A 17,191-nucleotide genomic window follows, 5' to 3' on the forward strand; every position below is an offset into this window, starting at 1 on the left:
ACATGGAAAGGATGAGCTGTACATGGAAGCGAAAAAGAAAAGGTTTGGCACAGATGATATTCGTCCTCTGCAGCCGCATGAGCAGAAGGTCAGTAATTTTGGGATATTCGCCATCTGGATTGCGGCTAACTTTGTTATTACCACAATCCTGACAGGTATGCTGTTTATTCCTGATATTTCGTTTCAAACTGCCGTTACGGTAAGTCTTCTCGGTTCAGCTGTCGGGGCGGTACCTCTTGCACTGATGGGCCGGATCGGCACGCGCACCGGTCTTCCCACCATGGTACTTTCCCGGGGCGCATTCGGTCAGAAAGGGGCGGTGCTGCCGGCGCTGGCAAATACTATCGTTCTGGTCGGCTGGAGCTGGATTCAGGCCTACATGGCCGGGCTCAGCCTGAATTATGCAGTGAATACGGTATTTGGCTACAGCAACATTAATTTATTTACCATACTTACGCAGGTCATTGTGGTCCTGATTGTTATTTACGGTATCCGGGGAATCGAATGGACGCAGAAATTCATCTCCGTAGCTATGCTCGTTCTGTCTTTCGTTGTTTTTTATCAGTTGTTTACTGTCTATCAGCTGAATGATTTAATTATGATGCAGTTAAACGAAAATCCTATTACTACCGCAGTCATTGCGTTTTGATATTGTTATTGCGACTGCATTCTCCTGGATGTCTTCTGTCTGCGACTACACCGGAGCGCTAAAAGTGAAAAAGGGGCAATGACGGCGACGTTCAGCGGCTATATTATCGCTTCTGTTATTGCTTTTGGCCTCGGGGCGGCTGTCGGCGGATACAGCATTATTGAAGGGATGCCGCAGACATATGATCCAACTGTTCTTTTAGCCCAGCACGGCTTCGGCCTTATCGCAGCAACGGTCGTTTTCTTTTCTGTTTTATCTACCAATGCCATGGCGCTTTACAGTGCCAATATGTCCTTTTTAAATATATTTCCGAAGCTCACGTTTTGGAAGCCGGCTCTCGCATTTGGTGTTATCACAACTTCAGGAGCGCTTTTTAAAGACATGCTGATGGCTAACTTCTTTGACTTCGTTCTGCTGATTGCAACGCTCTACATTCCCATCTTTGCGATCATTTTAACGGACTACTATTTAATTCATAAAGCAGAATACGAGGCAGAGGAGCTGATTTCCAATGCCCGCGGGACGTATCAGTACCGGAAAGGGGTTAACATATTCTCCTATTTGGCCTATGTTCTCGGAGCAGGCTTTGCTTTATACTTTACGTATATTGCTCCACTCCCTATCGGTTCCACCATTCTCACTTTTTTCCTGTCAGGTCTTCTCTACTGGATCTTTATGACGCTGGCACCTAAAGAAAGGACAAGTACCGTATGAAAGATACTCAAATAGCATTGATTCAGGATCATTACTCTGTAAACGAAGAGCAGAAAAATATAGAGAGGATAAAACAATCCGTGCAGAGAGCCAAAGAGCTCTCCCCGGGCCTTGGAGCGGCTGTTCTGCCGGAAATGTGCGTGTCCGGCTATCAGGCGGGACATGCATATGCCCCTTCTGCCAGCCACGCGGAAGGCAGCCATTATGACGAGCTTTCCGCTCTTTCGAAGGAACTCAACATTTACCTGTTTTATGGATTTGCTGAGGCGATTCCCGAAGAAAAGCAGGTATACAATGCAGTCAACGTTGTCGCCCCAACCGGAAAACTTGCCGGCACCTACCGGAAAATCCACTGCACGAGCGGTGAACCATCTTTCAAAAAAGGAAGCACTCCTTTGCTGCTTTCACGGAAAAGGCCGCATCGGGGTGATGATCTGCTGGGATCTGGCTTTTCCGGAGCATGCGGCTTTTCTCGCCAGGGAAGGGGCTGACATGCTTGTGGCCCCAAGCGCCTGGGAGGAGCCGTACCAGCATGCGTTTCACGGATTTGCTTCTTCCCGCGCACGTGATCATTCCCTTTATGTCGCAGCCGTGAACCAAACCGGAGAAAGCGGTCCTTTTTCATTCTTTGGAGAATCTTCTCTCTATGCACCGGACGGAAAGCTTCAGCAGCAGCTTCATTCCGGAAAACCGGATATTGGCAGCCCTCATTTAGACAGAGCGTATCAGGATTCCTGCCGGCAGACATTTTATACGATGAATCAGGAACGCCGTACCGATATTTTTTCTTAACGCATGCTATTTCCTCCGTCTACAGGCGGAGGAATTTTTAAGCTGTGCATTATTCAATAATGAATAATTTAAGGATGAAAGGATGGAAGATATGAATAATACGACGATCAATGCAGAAAATGAAGCAATCTTAAATGCTATTAAGGACGATCTGTTAGTAACCGATATTCACGGTGTGATTACAAAAGTAACACCGGCAATGAAACAGCTTTACGGCCTCCACGACGACGAAGAGCTGGTGGGCCGCTCTGTATATGACCTTGAGCAGGAAGGCCTTTTCACCCCTATTGTGACGCCTCTTGTCAAAAAGCAGGAGGAACGGGTTACGTTAATTCAAACAACGAGGGAAAACAAAAAATTTCTTGTGACCGGGGTCCCTGTATTTAATACAAAAGGGAAGCTGTGGCGGGTCGCCACCTATTCACATGATGTGACCGAACTCGTTAATATGAAAAGCTACCTCGAGGACATGGAAGGAGAGATGGAGCGCGTGCTTCATGAACTCACCCATCTGCGCAGCAGGCACATGCAGGAGCACGGCTTTATTGCTAAGTCGCCGGAGATGAAGCGCTGCCTGGAGATGGCAAAACAAGTAGCCGACGTTGATGTTAATGTGCTGCTTCTCGGCGAATCCGGAGTTGGAAAAACCCAGATCGCCAAGATGATTCATAAAGAAAGCACGCGTACTGAAGGACCTTTCATAGAAGTAAACTGCGGCGCCATTCCAGCTTCCCTGTTTGAAGCGGAGCTCTTCGGCTATGAAGGCGGCGCTTTTACCGGGGCGCAGCGTCAGGGTAAAATCGGCCTCGCAGAGCTGGCGGAAGGGGGTACGCTTTTTCTCGATGAAATCGGAGAGCTCTCTCTCGCCGATCAGGTAAAGGTACTGAAATTTATCCAGGAAAAACAGTTTTACAGGGTAGGCGGCCGAAAAATGAAGTCCGTAGATTTTCGTTTGATCAGTGCCACCAACCAAAAACTAAATGACATGGTCGAAGCGAATACCTTCCGTGAGGATTTATATTTCCGCCTGAATGTTGTTCCTATTACGATCCCTCCGCTCCGGGAGCGCTCTTCTGACATCATTCCGCTGATTCATCATTTTCTTCAGGAGTTTTCTGAAAAGCATCACCGGGATATCTCATTTGATAAAAATACGCTCTATCTGCTAAGTGAACTGGAATGGAAAGGAAATGTCCGTGAGCTGATGAACATGATCGAGCGTCTGATCGTTACAAGCTCTTCGCGCGTTATAACAGCAAACGATATTACCATTCCACGCTCTTCTGCTGCCAAAAAAGAAATGTACGATACGTTTTCCAAAACGCTGCCGGATACGCTTGCTGAAGTTGAAGCGTCCATTATGCAGGAAGCTGCTTTAAACTGCCGGACCACCACCGAAATGGCAAAGTGGCTCGGCATCAGCCAGCCTTCCGTTGTGCGTAAATTAAAAAAATACAACATTCGTTCCTGATATTGGCATGGTTTTTGCAATATGTATAAGTGAAAACAATTGCAAAGGATGTGGAAAATATGGAATCGAATAAAGGAGCGGATAGGCACAGCTTAGAAACTACCTGGACGAAACGGAATATGTCCAAGGCACTGATTGCTTCTATTGTCAGTTTGTTTTTGTTTCTGCTCCCTGTTCCTTATCAGGGACAGTGGACAATAGGCATTGGTATCGCTGCCGAATCCCTCCAGCTTGTATTTCAGGATGGTCTCGCTGGTTTTATGACGCTGCTTCTCGTCTTGTCAGGGGTTATGACGCTCGCGATAGCCGCTGATAAACAAAATGCTGCCTGGCTGCAGCGTTTTCCGTTCATTCGTGAACTGTTTGCGGTCAGCTGGATCTGGGCGGGCTTTCGACTCTTAGGAGCCGCTTTTGCCGTGATGGTTTTATTCCAGATAGGACCTGAGATGATATGGTCCGACCTGACGGGAGGGACCGTACTGTATGATTTAGTGCCTGTATTAACTACATGGTTTCTCGTGGCAGGATTCCTCATGCCGCTTCTGCTGCAGTTCGGCTTAATGGAATTTATCGGCACACTCGTCCGCTCCCTGATGCGTCCATTATTCAAGCTCCCCGGCCGATCTTCCATTGATGCGATGGCTTCCTGGATGGGAAGCGGTACAGTCGGCGTGCTTATTACTACCCAGCAGTACGAAGGCGGCTTTTATACAAAAAGAGAAGCTTCTGTCATTGCCACTAACTTCTCTGTGGCTTCTATCGCTTTCAGCCTTGTAGTTATTCAGTTTATCGGGCTCGATCATATGTTCATCCAATTTTACCTGACAGTAGTAGTTGCCGGTCTTGCCGCAGCCATCATCTGTCCTCGTATTCCTCCGCTTTCACGGAAATCCGACGTATACTATGAGCCTGTCGGCAAACAGATTTCCGAAGATGTACCGGAAGGTAAAACAAGACTGCGCTGGGCTGCTGAAAAAGCAGTGGCTAAAGCGTCAGAAGTAACCGGTCCTAAAGAACTCGCCGTAAATGGTACTAAAAATGTACTCGATATCTGGTTCGGTCTAATCCCACTCGTTATGGGACTGGGAACCCTGGCTCTTTTAACGGCAGAATTCACGCCTATTTTTACGATTTTATCCTATCCGCTTGTACCGGTTCTGGAGTGGATGGCCATTCCTGAAGCAGGCGCTGCGGCTCCGGCTATGATTGTAGGATTTGCAGACATGTTTCTTCCGGCTGTTATTGGAAGCGGGATTGAAAGTGAATTGACCCGGTTTGTTATTGCTGCCCTTTCCATGACACAGCTTGTGTACATGTCGGAAGTAGGAATTCTGCTGCTTCGTTCCAAAATTCCATTGTCCCTGCTTGACCTTATTATTGTCTTTATTCAGCGGACGATCATTACGCTGCCAATTATTGTTGCTATGGCTCATCTTTTCTTTTTCTAATATGACATTCTAGGAGGATTACATATGTACAGACCAAAGGATTCTTCATTAAGCCCCCGTTATACCGGGGTCCGCACGTTTATGCGTCTGGAAAATATCCGCACAACAAAGGACGTTGATTTCGTAGTTGTCGGCAACCCTTTCGATACCGCGGTATCTAACCGGATTGGAGCGCGAGGAGGCCCTCAGCATATCCGGAACTTTTCCATCCTTCTCCGTCCGTATAATCCGGACCAGGAAATTGATATATTCGACTACTGCTCGGGCGTCGATTATGGAGATTTCGATACGGTTCCGCAGAACATTCACCGCTCTTATGAACTGGTTGAAGAACAGCTTTCCACTATTCTTGCAGATGATGTTACTCCCGTTATATTAGGCGGGGATCATTCTGTAAGCCTCGGTCATCTGCGTGCATTTGCCAAAAAATACGGCCCTGTCGCTCTGATTCATTTTGATTCCCACAGCGACACATGGGATAACTATTTTGGCGAGAAATACATGCACGGCACTCCTTTCCGCCGGGCCGTTGAGGAAGGGTTGATTGACACCTCCCGCTCTATCCAGGTCGGCCTCCGCGGACCGCTTTACGGACCTCACGACGTAACCGATCCTGAAGACCTGGGTTTTAAAACCATTCCGATGCGGGACGTGCATAAGCTGGGCTATGAAGAAGTGCTCCGCAGGTACGGGAACGGGTCGGCGATGCTCCTGCTTTTGTTTCCTACGACATTGATTTTGTGGATCCTGCCTATGCCCCCGGTACAGGAACTCCGGAAGTCGGCGGCCCTACAAGCCACGAAGCGCTTGAATATGTCAGAGGATTATACGGATTAAATATTAAAGGATTTGACCTGGTGGAAGTGCTGCCTGCCTATGATCATGGAGAGATTACCGCGGCTCTCGCTTCTGCTGTTGCTTTTGAAATGATTACGCTCGTTGCCATGCATAAACGTGACCAGTTGAAATAGCAAAAAAACCACAGCCCAGTTAAAAAGGGCTGTGGTTTTATTTGTATTCCCATTTTTCTGCATGAAAGACCAGACCGCGGGCATCTGCCTGCATTCGGATTCCCTTACTGTTTTCGTTCGGAAAAATCCGCGAAGTAAAGACACGTTCTCCGTCATTTGCGAATATTTCTATGGAAGAGACATCCACGAATATTCTAAGAGTGGAAAGCGGGTGGGAAAGTAATGCAGCTCTCGTCGTACCATACTCTTCATTTAACGGTTCGCCGCTGTCTGATCGATCCAGGACCAGCTTCCTAATCCGGGGATCATAGTGCAGCGTTGTTCTCTCCTGTCTGCCTTCCCGTACATGCAAAGAAAAAGGCGCCTCCGGCAGTGATTCAAAACGAATATCGAGTTCATATGCTTGTCCATTCATCAGCTCATCTGCGTTATTCCAGGTTTGATGCTCTGCTTTATTTCGTTTATTCTTCAGCTCTTTCACCGGCTGCTGCCGGAGTTCCCCGTTTTCAAAAACAATTTCTCTTGGAAGCGTCAGACAGTGGGCCCATCCAAAACGATCGGTCGGATAGCTTTGATCCGGCAGCCCCATCCAGCCGATTAATATCCTTCTGCCATCCGGACTTTCCGATGTCTGCGGGGCATAAAAGTCAAAACCGTGATCCCATTCTCTGAAAGCACCGTGTTCCAACCGCCCTGAGACTAAATTCAGCGGCTCACCCATAATATAGCCGGACTGATAAATATTCTGAAAGCTGTTGCCTTCAGCTTCGATGCCCTGAGGGGAAAACATTAAAATTCCGTTTCCCTGTATTTCAAAATAATCCGGGCATTCCCACATGTACCCAAACGACGGCAGGCTCGTTTGAATTTCTCCTTTGCATTCCCAGGTTTCCAGATCAGCGGATACGTATAGAAGAATGGCGCCCGTAAGGTCAACACGCTGGCCTCCAATGACTGCATAATACATGCCGTTCTCTGCCTGCCATACTTTCGGATCTCTGAAGTGGGATGTATAGCCGTCCGGAGCCCCTTCCATCAGCACCTGTTTCTCTTCAAATGTTCCATCCGTCCTCATTGTACAGGAGCATTGGAAAGGCACCCTCTCTCCATTATCCAGCTTCGTGTTGCCGGTATAAAACAGATAAAGCTTTTCTTCTACTGCTAAGCCGCTGCCGGAATAAACCCCATGACGGTCTTCATAGATATCAGGAGCAAGCGCTGCACCGTGGCTTTTCCAGTCCACTAAATTCTCCGATGTCAGATGATACCAATGCTTTAACCCATGCACCGGACCAAATGGATACCATTGGTAAAACAAATGATATTCGCCATTAAAAAGGCGAAACCATTCGGATCATTTAACAGGCCGCTTTCCGGCTGAATATGAAATATCTGGCGCCAGGGGGAATCCGCTACCTGCTTTTTTATATATTCAAGTTCTTTACTGTTTTCAGGAGTAAGACGTTTGTTTTTATTTGTCAGAAGCCAATTCATTCATTTACCGCCCTTCCTTTATTTCATTAATGGAATCGATTCCACAAAACGTAATCTTATCGTACAGTTTGTATGTAAGCCTTGTCAAGACAACACGGAAGATATTTCTTGAAATAAGAACTGCATTTCGTTAGTTTAAAAGGATATCCCATTATATTAAAGGAGTGATATGTTTGGCTCTACATCCTTTTATCGTTACCACGCAATGGCCGGAAGGCCGCAGCAGCGTTGGAACATTGTCTTCAGAACACCTGGAAACGGCTATCTCTATTCCTGCAGAAATGGATGGACCCGGCGTTGGAACCAATCCAGATGAAATGCTTCTTGGAGCCGCTGCCACCTGTTATATTATAACCTTTGCCGCTATGCTGGAACGAGCGGGTATCAAAACGGAAAAGCTCTCTATGGAAAGTAAAGGACTCGTCGATGTAACTAACGGCGTTTTTACGTACAAAGAGATTATCCATTATCCGAATTTACTGCTTGCATCCTCTGTCACCGAAAAAGAAGAGGCAAAAGCCATGCGGCTTGCCGACAAAGCAGAAAAAAGCTGCATGATCTCCAGGGCAGTTGCCGGAAACATATCTGTTTCCGTCCACCCTGCGATCCGCCGCTTTTCCTGACCTATTCTTCATAAATCATTTTTTTGTCATTCCTCCGTCTATAACCAGATTCGTCCCTGTTACAAAATCATTGGTTTCTTCGGATAAGTAGAGACAGGCTTTCGCTACATCTTCCGGCCGTCCTACCCGATTTGAAAAATGCTGTGTATGATCATGAATAGACAGCTTTTCGTAATCCCCTGTTTCAATCCATCCCGGTGAAACAGCATTCACTGTAATATTATAAGGACTTAACGAAGCCGCAAATGAATGGGTCAATCCGATGATTCCCGCTTTAGAAGCCGCATATGCTTCAGAGTGGGGCTCTGACATCATTGCTCTAGTTGAAGCAATATTAACGATGGCTCCACCATTCTGCGTCTGTCTCATTACTTTAGCTGCTTCCCTCGTGCCCAGGAAGACGCTCCGCAGGTTCGTGTGCATTACATTTTCCCATTCTTCCAACGTGATTTCGAACGGGGACAGAAAAGCTTCCATCCCTGCATTATTTATGAGCACATCAATCGTTCCGTATATTTCGTACACTCTATTCATTAAGTAGGATACTGAACTTTCGCGGGTCACGTCTGTTTTGATGAAAATGGCTTTGAGGCTTCTGTTCTGCATTTCCTCTGCTTCAGCCTGTCCTTTCTCATCGATATCAGCCAGTACTACCGCAGCTCCTTTTTCAGCATACATCCGGGCTGCTGCCAGTCCGATTCCTTTAGCTGCACCTGTTACTACTACTGTTTTATTTTCAAAAGACATAGCATCCTCCTATTAAATCCTCGTAATCTAAGTATAAAAAAACCCGGCTCCCGCCGGGGATGTTATTAGCGTGTAGTATCAGATGGGCGCTTTTTTGATTTGTATTTGTTATAGCCCTTCTTAATAAATGGTGCTGCCATCACGCCATATTTAAATAATCTTCTTACCATTCTAAACATATGCAAGTTCCCCTTTAATTAGATAGAGTTATAATAGCTTGATTTAAACGTAATACTACTCGAGACGTCCTGTTGTTTCCTGAACTTCCGGCTCTTCTCCGAGCTTTCTGTCTCCTTCAACATCCACATCGTCTACAAACATTTTTACTTCTACTACTTCAAGCCCCGTCATCTGTCTTACATTTTCAGTAATTTTTCTTTTTACTTCCTGGAATACCTGCGGTACGTTAGCGCCATACTTCGCGATAACATTCAGTTCAATTGCTGCCTGCTTTTCGCCGGTTTCTGCACTTACTCCCTTAGTCAGGCTTTTACGGCCCAGACGCTCCGCAAATCCTTCAGCTACTCCGCCGCTCAATGATAGAATTCCTTCTACCTCGGAAGCGCTCAATGCTGCAATTTTCTTAATTACTTCGTTACTGAACTGAAGTTCTTTTTCTTCCTGGTTGTTCTGGTTATTTATTTCTGCCATGTTATTAGCTCCTTTATACGTAATATCGTTATGGTATCTCCTTTCCCTTTTTTATATAGTTGTAATCCTATTTCCGTAGAAAGTCCTTCTCCTTTAAAGCGTTTCAAAATGCCAAATAAGGGAGATAGTATACAAAAGAAAAATAGTACTGCGCTCGTAGTTATAATGTGGAAAATGGAGGAATTTATGCAAAATCAATCAGATTTTCTGGAAATGCTCCTGCCTTATAAAGGCCGGATCGTTGGCCTAACAGCCGCTATTGCTGCCGGAATCGTTTTTCTGCTTTGGGGATTTGGAGAGGCCCTTCTAGTGACCCTGCTGCTGGCAGCTGGAATTATTATCGGCCGCCGTCTGGACGGCAGAAAGGACTTCCGGGGAAATATGAAGTCTTTCTTTAAATGGCTTACAACAGAACGATAAATAACAGCCGGCTGCGCTTCTGCGCGGCCGGCTGTTATTTTCTGCTGTATTACAGGCGTCCTGCACCAATATAGCGCTGGGACCAATAGCTGTTGTTCATGCTTGCAATCGCTACTCCCGTAGAAGCTCCTGCATGGATGAATTGATTGTTTCCAATATAGATACCAGCGTGTGTAGGGCCTCCTCTAGTATCATAGAAAACAATATCTCCTACAGACGGACTGGAAACCTTTGAAGCTGCATTGTACATCTGTGCCACTGTGCGTGGAGTATTTACCCCATGCTGGCGAAGAACGAACTGAATATAGCCGCTGCAGTCAAATCCTCTGGTTGTAGTTCCACCCCATACATACGGAGTGCCGATATATCTTTTCGCTGTATTTACTACGCCGCTCGATGAGGCGGAAGTAGAAGCTCCTGCTACTTTTGAAGAGCTTGAAGACGAACTGCTGGAAGAAGCTTTAACGCTTCCTTTAAGAGCAGCAAATGTTTTAGATCCTGCTACGCCGTCTACGCCAATTCCTGCAGCAGACTGAAAGGAGCGTAGTGCACGTGCAGTACGTGAACCAAATACCCCGTCTGCTGTGCCTGCGCTGAATCCTTTGCTGTTAAGTGCGCTTTGAAGGGCCTTCACATCGTTTCCACGGCTTCCCTGACGAAGCGTACGGGAAAAGTCGCTGCTGCCAGTGGAAGCAGATTTCACAGTTGTTTTCGAAGAAGAACTTGAAGACGATCCGGAAGATTTGAGTTTCATCTTGCCGAAGGTTTGGTTACCTGCGATGCCATCAGCCGAAATACCTGCGCTTCTCTGATAGGAAATAAGCGCGCTTCTTGTTTTTGGTCCGAAAGACCCATCTGCTGAGCCTGCATTGAATCCTTTGTTATTCAGCCATTTCTGAAGTTCAGACACATCAGAATGTTTCATACCGGAACGAAGGGTCTGGTCGCCAAGAGCTGCATCCGCCATGGATGGAGTAAATAGAATAGCTGTTGCAAGTGCACCGCTGATAAGATATTTTTTCATAGTATAGTTGACGCCGTTTTTCTCTCGTTATGTAGGTATGTCGTTAGAACAGGGTTTTGTTAATTGTTCTATGTATAAAGCTTTATGTATGGAAGGTAATTCTTATGTTTTCCAACGACATGTTTATTATTATGTAGTGAGAGTGAAACGAACGCACACCTCCTTGTTTTTTATTAATTTGTTTTATTATGTTTGAATTATATGACGATAGGGAAAGATGCCACAATACTCTTTCGTGTTTTGTTACACAACTGTAACGTAAGTCCCATATACGTAATATAAGAACGGCTTTATGTAATATAAACATGATAAAATACCTATTCCTATTTTTAATAAATGCTATTATCTAAGACTTTAGATTTGATGTTTAAGATTTTAAAGAATAATCTCCTGGATAACCGAGATAAAAGTACCCCCATCCAATCTCGCGGAATATTTCAGGTTTATTGCATAAAAAAGGCTGATTTTGCAGAGAATCTAATGGATTCTTTACAAAATCAGCCTTTTATTAGAGCTGAAGCATCTTTTCGCTTTTAATATACTGTATAGTTTTTTCTACATTACTGTTATCTGAAACCACATATCGGCTTTGATGAATTTCCGGTTTTTCAAGCAGCCCCAGTCTGACGCAGTACCGGAACAAAAGCGTAATAAACTGCCTGAGTGTCGAAGTCTGGTAAGTAGACTTCTCACTCAGCATTCCTCCAAACGCTTCATAATAATCTTTAGAAGAAAAAGGAGATTTATTTTTCCATTCTATTAGATTCTCCAAAAAGGCCCTAAAAAAATCAATGCTTACCGCGTATGTCTGAGGCGACTTTTTAACTTAATTAAATTCTTCTATATAATAAAGCAAGCATGTCTCTTTTAGAAGCAGCTGCACCCTGCCGGGATGCAAATTCACTGCTTCTGGCTCCGCTGTCTTCCGGCACCGGAGCCAGAAGGTCCACCGTTCCCTGATTTACAGCAGTAGGGCTGTCTGGAATAATCCCCCCCGCGGCCTGCCTTCGATAAAAGCTTCCAGCTGGGCAAGGTTTTTTAAATGAACGACGGCCTGCTCCGCTAATTGAAACTGCTGCTTTTCAACAGATCATTTTAGTGCGTCTTTAAGCTGCTTTGTAGTATGGATGACATAGGCTTTAGTGCCCCTTTCTATTATCTTATATTATTTTACTAAATTATGTCTGATTTTCCATATATAATAGTATGTTTCATCATTTATCTATTTCCTTATACTAAGTAAATACTGCGAGTGCGGCACTTTTTTCCTGCCAGTGGCTTTCTTTAATGTCCAGAATGGCAGAAAATCCTGGAAGAATTCCTGCATGGACAGATATTTTTTGTGTATTTGAAGTAAAGTGGGCTGTTTTCAATTATGCCTCCGCCGAAGACAATCATTGAAGGGTTCAGCAGATGAACAGATGCCGCAGCCGCCTGGGCGAGCCGGGAGGCAGCGTCCTGCAGCAGTTGTTCATAATAAGGGTCTCCCTTTTCTGCAGCTGATAAGATATCAGGCATCAAAAGCCGCTTCTGTCCATTTTCCCACTGCCACTGCAGCGCCTCCTGCTCCATCGCTTTTCCTGAAGCGTAAGCTCTGACGCAGCCATTATTCCCGCAGGGACACGAACGTCCTCCAAGCTCTACGGGAATATGCCCTATTTCACCGGCCATTCCACCAGCCCCATTGAATATACTTCCGTTAAGTATCAGCCCTGAACCAATGCTCGTACCTACAGAAATATAGAGCAGAGACTCTTTCTGATAAAAAGCCGCTTCTGCAAAAGCTGCCGCATCGGCATCATTATAAAGAGAAACAGGGACGGCAAATGCTGCGGCCAATTCATCTGCAAGCTTGAGCTGATGAACATTCAGACTCTGCGAATAAACGATCGTTCCTGTTTTTGTATTAATTAACCCGGCACACGCAATGGACATATGCCCAATCGTGCCGGCTTCCGTCTGTCTACAGAGATAGGAGGCTGTTTTATAAAGAGCCTCCTTCCAGTCAAGTATTCCATTTTCATTAAACGTTGGATATTGGCATTCTTTCACTATTCTATGTTCAGCATCCACCAGCAGACCCAGTATTTTCGTGCCGCCGATATCGATGCCTATTTTATATTCTTTTGTATACATTGGATTCATCTCCAAATCAACTGCTATCATCATAACACATTAAAATTATCGGATAAGAAGCCTTTATTCTATATTTTTTGTTTTAAAAACACAATTAAAAAAACCGGAAACAACAAAATAGTCTGCTGTTCCCGGCACAAAGTCCGGCTTATTATCCGTCCTTCTTCTGGCCTTCTATTTATTTGGTTTTAAAATAATAACAATAAAGCTGATATCTGCATTAAAATCCCAGTCCAAAAAGATATTTTCAATAGAGGAAGGCAGAATTTCTTCTAATTCTGTTTTGCGGATTAAATTTTTCTCCAGAGGCCGTTTAGTAATTTTTAACTCTTCTTCAAATCCCGATTTGATGAGTTCTTTTTCGATTCTTACGAGAATCCCGGTACGCATAATAACGAGAGTCCGGTCGTTTAAATAAAAAGAGTCTACATACATAGGTGTCTTCTCCGCATGACGGCTCATTCTGATAATTTCTTTATGCACATTTTCTTTGCCCGGATACATGTCCCACGTTTTTTCTTTAGACGCTTTCCCTTCAGAAAGCACACCAAGAATCATCCCTGATTTTGTATCAAGGGACCAGTCGTAATAAACCTCTTGTATGGAAAAACCCGCATTGGCACTCAAATATTCTTTTATTTCCGGGATTAATTCCATCATAAGATAATCGCGCGTTTTTTCTACGTTTGTCTGCTTATCCTGGTTGATCAGCACCTGTTCAACTGGTGTGACAAACTCTTTTAAATAAATTGTGATAAAGGGATTTTTTACGGACACAAAAACGGAGCCCGGTCCCTTGCCAAAGTGATCTCTTAACAATTTGCCTATATAGCTTGCAAGCTGCGTCTGTACAGATTGTATGTTATTCATTATTCACTTTCCTTTGCAATGAATCGTCGAATAGGTTTCTTCTACATTATACATTATAAAAAAGTAAGACGATACATAAGCTGTAAATACATATAAAAACAGCCTCTTTCTTTGAGAAAGAGGCTGCCTCGATTAGATTTATTATACGCGGCCGGCTCCGATATAGCGCGGGCCCCAATATGAACTATCCATGCTTGAAATAGTTACGCCTGTAGAAGAACCAGCGTGGATAAACTGATTGTTACCAACGTAAATACCTGCGTGGGATGGACCGCCTCTTGTATCAAAGAATACAATGTCTCCAACGCTTGGGCTGGATACTTTAGTGCTTGCGCTGTACATCTGGGAAACAGTACGCGGCACGTTTTTGCCTGCCTGCTTAAAGGAATACTGAAGGAATCCACTGCAGTCAAAACCGCTTGGAGATGTTCCTCCCCATACATATGGAGAGCCAATGTACTGCTTAGCTGCTGATACAACGCTGCTGCTGGATTGTGTAGTAGAAGCTCCGGCTACTTTTGTATTAGATGAGCTGCTTGAAGCAGTTGTATTTGAAGAACTGCTTGATCCGCTTAGGGAACTAAGCGTCTGCGGTCCAACTACGCCGTAGTAGCTTCCAGATGGAGAAGAAATTCCTTTGTCACGCTGATAAGCTTTTACAGCACTTAGCGTTCTAGGTCCGAATGTAGAACCGGTATAGCCTTTGAAATATCCCTGTGATTTTAGTTCTTCCTGAAGTGCATTAACAGAAGAGTTAACGTCTCCTTTGTTTAAGCTTCCGTGATCGTCAATTGATGCCGCGTCAGAAACGTTTGGTACTGCGAATAGTGCTGCTGCTGCGAATGCTGAACCTACTAGATATTTTTTCATAATTGATTTTCGTCTTATTTATACCCTATACATGTATAAGGTATATTGAACGGCGCATGATACCTTTATCGATTTTTTCACAGATAAGATTTGTTGTATTTCTTTATTACTTTAAATCATTCTATGTATGTCTGTATCGTTATAAAGTATATGCCGTTCTTTAGACGAAAAGTCACCCCCTGATATTTTTTTTATTACTGTATGTTTTTTTCACTTGTCTTTGTCTGCCTGATCAACACTCTGAATTATAGAGTCCAAAACGTTATTCCTCAACCCTTTTTAGCGTTTTGTGATACAACTGTAAAAAAAATTAGTACAGTGAAATGTTTATTTTGCTTAAAAATCGGGTATTTAAACCAATATAGTGTGTTAAATCCGCAGTTCTACAGTGTTCTGTTTTTCAAAACCTAAATTATTCCAAAATTACAGTGTAATCTTAATGTAATATTTTCAAATTTTAGATACTTCATTCATAAGGCCTATTTGATTCAAAAAAAGCAATAACCCAGCCATAATTATACGGCTGGGTTATTTTTTTATACAAATGCCCTTAAATCTGCTTTATCATATACTGTTTCCTGCTTACTGCCGTTTATATACACTTCTATTGCTTCAGATACTTGATGCAGTACATACGTTTTAGCGGACCAGCACGGCGTATAGCCTGCATGAATATCTTTTTCTTCTATTGAAATAATGTCGTTGTCCCGTGAAATAGAGATGCTTTCTGAAAAATATTTCTCGTTTTGATGGTTGAGCGTTTCTCCATCATCTTCATAAATGCGTTTAGACAGGCTCCCCGATTCACCTAAATACACATGGACCCTCAGGCTTTCTTGTTTGGCGTCTGCGTTTTGTTTTACGCTGCCTTCAAGAATCGCGCTGTTTTCTCTAATAAAAATAGGAAGAGTGTCCAAATCAGCCTCAGCCATAATATAGCGGCCGCCTTCATAAACCTCATTATCATTCCAATAGTTATACCACGTGCCTGCCGGCAGGTAGACAATCCTGTGCTTGGCAGCCGACTGAGTGACCGGTGCTACCAGCACATCTTCACCAACCATAAACTGGTCATGCAGCTTCAGCGTATTTGGATCCTCAGCGTAATGCATCATCATCGGTCTCATAATCGGCATGCCTGTTTCGGAAGCTTCCTGAAACAACTCATAGAGATGAGGCATCCATTTATGACGGAGTTCAATATATTTTTTAATCGTTTCTTCCGTTTTTTCCCCGAAAGCCCATGGCTCTTGAAACACGGTACCGATATTACTGTGATTCCGGAAAAAGGGGGTGAATGTTCCAAGCTGGGTCCACCGCGTTAACAGCTCGGCGTTCGTGTCGTGGGCAAAGCCTCCTACGTCGTTACCTGCAAAAGGAACACCAGAGACTCCTAGGTTAAGGGTCATGGGAACCGCCATCTGCAGATGTTCCCAAAAGCTTCTATTATCTCCCGTCCACACTGCTGCGTAACGCTGAATACCTGCAAACCCTGCTCTTGTAAGAACAAATGGTCTTTTACCACCTAGTTTGTTTTTTAAGCCTTCAAAGCTTGCCTGGCTCATATGAAGACCATACGCGTTATGAAGTTCCCGGTGTGTTTTGAATACCCCATTCTCTTCATGAAAGACGTCATTGTCCATTGTTTTCTTTTCATTGAACACTGCAGGTTCATTCATATCGTTCCAAACGCCTTCTATTCCCATATTGGTATAGTAGGCCTGCTGCTCTTCCCACCATTTTCTTGTTTCCCCGCGGAAAAAGTCAGGAAAGGCACTTTCGCCCGGCCATACATCCCCGTAGTAGACAGAGCCGTCGGAATAAGAGCTGAAATGATTTTTTTCCATTCCTTCCTGGTAGGGAAGATACGTTTCATCACGTTTGACTCCCGGATCAACAATAGGGACGATTTTAATTCCTTCTGCTTTTAAATCCTGAACGAGTTTTTCCGGCTCAGGGAATTTCTGTTCATCAAACGTAAATACACGGTATTCATCCATATAATGAATATCCAGGTGGACGGCATCGAGTGGAATGTTTTTCCGTTTGAATGCCTCCACCAGTTCGCGCACTTCCGCTTCGCTTCTGTAGCTGTAACGGGATTGATGGTATCCCAGTGCCCATTTCGGAGGCAGTTCCATTCTGCCGGTAAGCGATGTGTACTGGCGGATCACGTCTTTAGGAGCCGGTCCTGCTAAAATATAATAATCCAGCGCTCCTCCATCTGCAGTAATGGAATAAGTCTCGTAAGAGGTTTTCAGGTCAAATTCCGTCTGGAATGTATTATCCAAATAAAGGCCATATGCTTTCC

16 protein-coding genes and 2 pseudogenes are annotated in these 17,191 nt (G+C 44.4%); 8 read left to right on the forward strand and 10 right to left on the reverse strand.

Annotated features, from left to right (window positions below):
- Positions 1-22: 22 nt before the first annotated feature.
- From MMY81_RS08825 to speB, 6 genes and pseudogenes are all read left to right on the forward strand, one after another.
- Positions 23-1,363: pseudogene (locus tag MMY81_RS08825) on the forward strand (purine-cytosine permease family protein).
- Positions 1,360-1,854: a carbon-nitrogen hydrolase family protein gene (locus MMY81_RS08830; RefSeq protein ID WP_252312553.1), complete on the forward strand. Its 495-nt coding sequence runs from the start codon at positions 1,360-1,362 to the stop codon at positions 1,852-1,854. Before MMY81_RS08825 ends, MMY81_RS08830 begins: the two are co-directional and overlap by 4 nt.
- Positions 1,793-2,155, forward strand: coding sequence for a carbon-nitrogen hydrolase family protein (locus tag MMY81_RS08835; RefSeq protein ID WP_252312726.1), 363 nt, complete (start codon positions 1,793-1,795; stop codon positions 2,153-2,155). Before MMY81_RS08830 ends, MMY81_RS08835 begins: the two co-directional genes overlap by 62 nt.
- Before the next feature lie 82 nt (positions 2,156-2,237).
- A complete protein-coding gene (locus MMY81_RS08840) occupies positions 2,238-3,626 on the forward strand; it encodes a sigma-54 interaction domain-containing protein (protein ID WP_374561571.1) in 1,389 nt (462 codons plus the stop codon).
- Between the two features lie 59 nt (positions 3,627-3,685).
- Entirely contained in the window at positions 3,686-5,074 is a 1,389-nt protein-coding gene (locus MMY81_RS08845) for a YjiH family protein (RefSeq protein ID WP_374561573.1), read from the forward strand.
- A gap of 24 nt (positions 5,075-5,098) precedes the next feature.
- A pseudogene (gene speB / locus MMY81_RS08850) lies at positions 5,099-6,045 on the forward strand (agmatinase).
- Between the two features lie 37 nt (positions 6,046-6,082).
- On the opposite strand, the gene MMY81_RS08855 reads toward speB, so the two are convergent.
- Entirely contained in the window at positions 6,083-7,363 is a 1,281-nt protein-coding gene (locus MMY81_RS08855) for a glycoside hydrolase family 32 protein (protein WP_252312554.1), read from the reverse strand.
- Positions 7,321-7,539 carry a hypothetical protein gene (locus MMY81_RS08860; RefSeq protein ID WP_252312555.1) on the reverse strand — a complete coding sequence of 73 codons (219 nt, stop codon included), beginning with the start codon at positions 7,537-7,539 and terminating at the stop codon, positions 7,321-7,323. Before MMY81_RS08860 ends, MMY81_RS08855 begins: the two co-directional genes overlap by 43 nt.
- Before the next feature lie 173 nt (positions 7,540-7,712).
- Between MMY81_RS08860 and MMY81_RS08865 the strand changes: the two genes are divergently transcribed.
- On the forward strand, positions 7,713-8,162 hold the full coding sequence (locus tag MMY81_RS08865; RefSeq protein WP_252312556.1) for an OsmC family protein: 450 nt from the start codon (positions 7,713-7,715) through the stop codon (positions 8,160-8,162).
- A 15-nt stretch (positions 8,163-8,177) separates the two neighbouring features.
- Here the strand turns inward: MMY81_RS08865 and MMY81_RS08870 are convergent, their stop codons facing one another.
- Together MMY81_RS08870 and MMY81_RS08875 are read right to left on the reverse strand one after the other, a co-directional pair.
- The gene (locus MMY81_RS08870) at positions 8,178-8,909 is read right to left on the reverse strand and encodes an SDR family NAD(P)-dependent oxidoreductase (protein ID WP_252312557.1); all 732 of its coding nucleotides are present in this window, start codon (positions 8,907-8,909) and stop codon (positions 8,178-8,180) included.
- Positions 8,910-9,143: 234 nt separating this feature from the next.
- A complete protein-coding gene (locus MMY81_RS08875; RefSeq protein ID WP_252312558.1) occupies positions 9,144-9,560 on the reverse strand; it encodes an Asp23/Gls24 family envelope stress response protein in 417 nt (138 codons plus the stop codon).
- 186 nt (positions 9,561-9,746) lie between these two features.
- Here MMY81_RS08875 and MMY81_RS08880 point away from each other — a divergent pair, with 186 nt between their 5' ends.
- A complete protein-coding gene (locus tag MMY81_RS08880; protein WP_252312559.1) occupies positions 9,747-9,980 on the forward strand; it encodes a DUF2273 domain-containing protein in 234 nt (77 codons plus the stop codon).
- A 49-nt stretch (positions 9,981-10,029) separates the two neighbouring features.
- Here MMY81_RS08880 and MMY81_RS08885 read toward each other — a convergent pair whose 3' ends face one another.
- The 6 genes from MMY81_RS08885 to MMY81_RS08910 all read right to left on the reverse strand — a co-directional run bounded on the left by MMY81_RS08885 (position 10,030) and on the right by MMY81_RS08910 (position 17,171).
- On the reverse strand, positions 10,030-11,004 hold the full coding sequence (locus MMY81_RS08885) for a C40 family peptidase (protein ID WP_252312560.1): 975 nt from the start codon (positions 11,002-11,004) through the stop codon (positions 10,030-10,032).
- 508 nt (positions 11,005-11,512) lie between these two features.
- Positions 11,513-11,776 (reverse strand): hypothetical protein, encoded by a 264-nt coding sequence (locus MMY81_RS08890; RefSeq protein ID WP_252312561.1) that lies wholly within the window; start codon positions 11,774-11,776, stop codon positions 11,513-11,515.
- 512 nt (positions 11,777-12,288) lie between these two features.
- The gene (locus MMY81_RS08895; RefSeq protein WP_252312562.1) at positions 12,289-13,140 is read right to left on the reverse strand and encodes an ROK family protein; all 852 of its coding nucleotides are present in this window, start codon (positions 13,138-13,140) and stop codon (positions 12,289-12,291) included.
- 174 nt (positions 13,141-13,314) lie between these two features.
- Complete coding sequence (locus MMY81_RS08900; RefSeq protein ID WP_252312563.1) at positions 13,315-14,010, reverse strand: Na-translocating system protein MpsC family protein; 696 nt, start codon at positions 14,008-14,010, stop codon at positions 13,315-13,317.
- A 141-nt stretch (positions 14,011-14,151) separates the two neighbouring features.
- The gene (locus MMY81_RS08905) at positions 14,152-14,880 is read right to left on the reverse strand and encodes a C40 family peptidase (protein WP_252312564.1); all 729 of its coding nucleotides are present in this window, start codon (positions 14,878-14,880) and stop codon (positions 14,152-14,154) included.
- A 536-nt stretch (positions 14,881-15,416) separates the two neighbouring features.
- The gene (locus MMY81_RS08910) at positions 15,417-17,171 is read right to left on the reverse strand and encodes a glycoside hydrolase family 31 protein (protein ID WP_252312565.1); all 1,755 of its coding nucleotides are present in this window, start codon (positions 17,169-17,171) and stop codon (positions 15,417-15,419) included.
- Between the last annotated feature and the right edge of the window lie 20 nt (positions 17,172-17,191).

Source organism: Sinobaca sp. H24 (assembly GCF_023845525.1).

Coding starts and splice junctions, on each gene's coding strand:
- MMY81_RS08845 (WP_374561573.1), top strand. CDS start 3,686: ATGGAATCGAATAAAGGAGCGGATAGGCACAGCTTAGAAACTACCTGG.
- MMY81_RS08875 (WP_252312558.1), bottom strand. CDS start 9,560: ATGGCAGAAATAAATAACCAGAACAACCAGGAAGAAAAAGAACTTCAG.
- MMY81_RS08830 (WP_252312553.1), top strand. CDS start 1,360: ATGAAAGATACTCAAATAGCATTGATTCAGGATCATTACTCTGTAAAC.
- MMY81_RS08835 (WP_252312726.1), top strand. CDS start 1,793: ATGATCTGCTGGGATCTGGCTTTTCCGGAGCATGCGGCTTTTCTCGCC.
- MMY81_RS08905 (WP_252312564.1), bottom strand. CDS start 14,880: ATGAAAAAATATCTAGTAGGTTCAGCATTCGCAGCAGCAGCACTATTC.
- MMY81_RS08895 (WP_252312562.1), bottom strand. CDS start 13,140: ATGTATACAAAAGAATATAAAATAGGCATCGATATCGGCGGCACGAAA.
- MMY81_RS08885 (WP_252312560.1), bottom strand. CDS start 11,004: ATGAAAAAATATCTTATCAGCGGTGCACTTGCAACAGCTATTCTATTT.
- MMY81_RS08860 (WP_252312555.1), bottom strand. CDS start 7,539: ATGAATTGGCTTCTGACAAATAAAAACAAACGTCTTACTCCTGAAAAC.
- MMY81_RS08900 (WP_252312563.1), bottom strand. CDS start 14,010: ATGAATAACATACAATCTGTACAGACGCAGCTTGCAAGCTATATAGGC.
- MMY81_RS08870 (WP_252312557.1), bottom strand. CDS start 8,909: ATGTCTTTTGAAAATAAAACAGTAGTAGTAACAGGTGCAGCTAAAGGA.
- MMY81_RS08840 (WP_374561571.1), top strand. CDS start 2,238: ATGGAAGATATGAATAATACGACGATCAATGCAGAAAATGAAGCAATC.
- MMY81_RS08880 (WP_252312559.1), top strand. CDS start 9,747: ATGCAAAATCAATCAGATTTTCTGGAAATGCTCCTGCCTTATAAAGGC.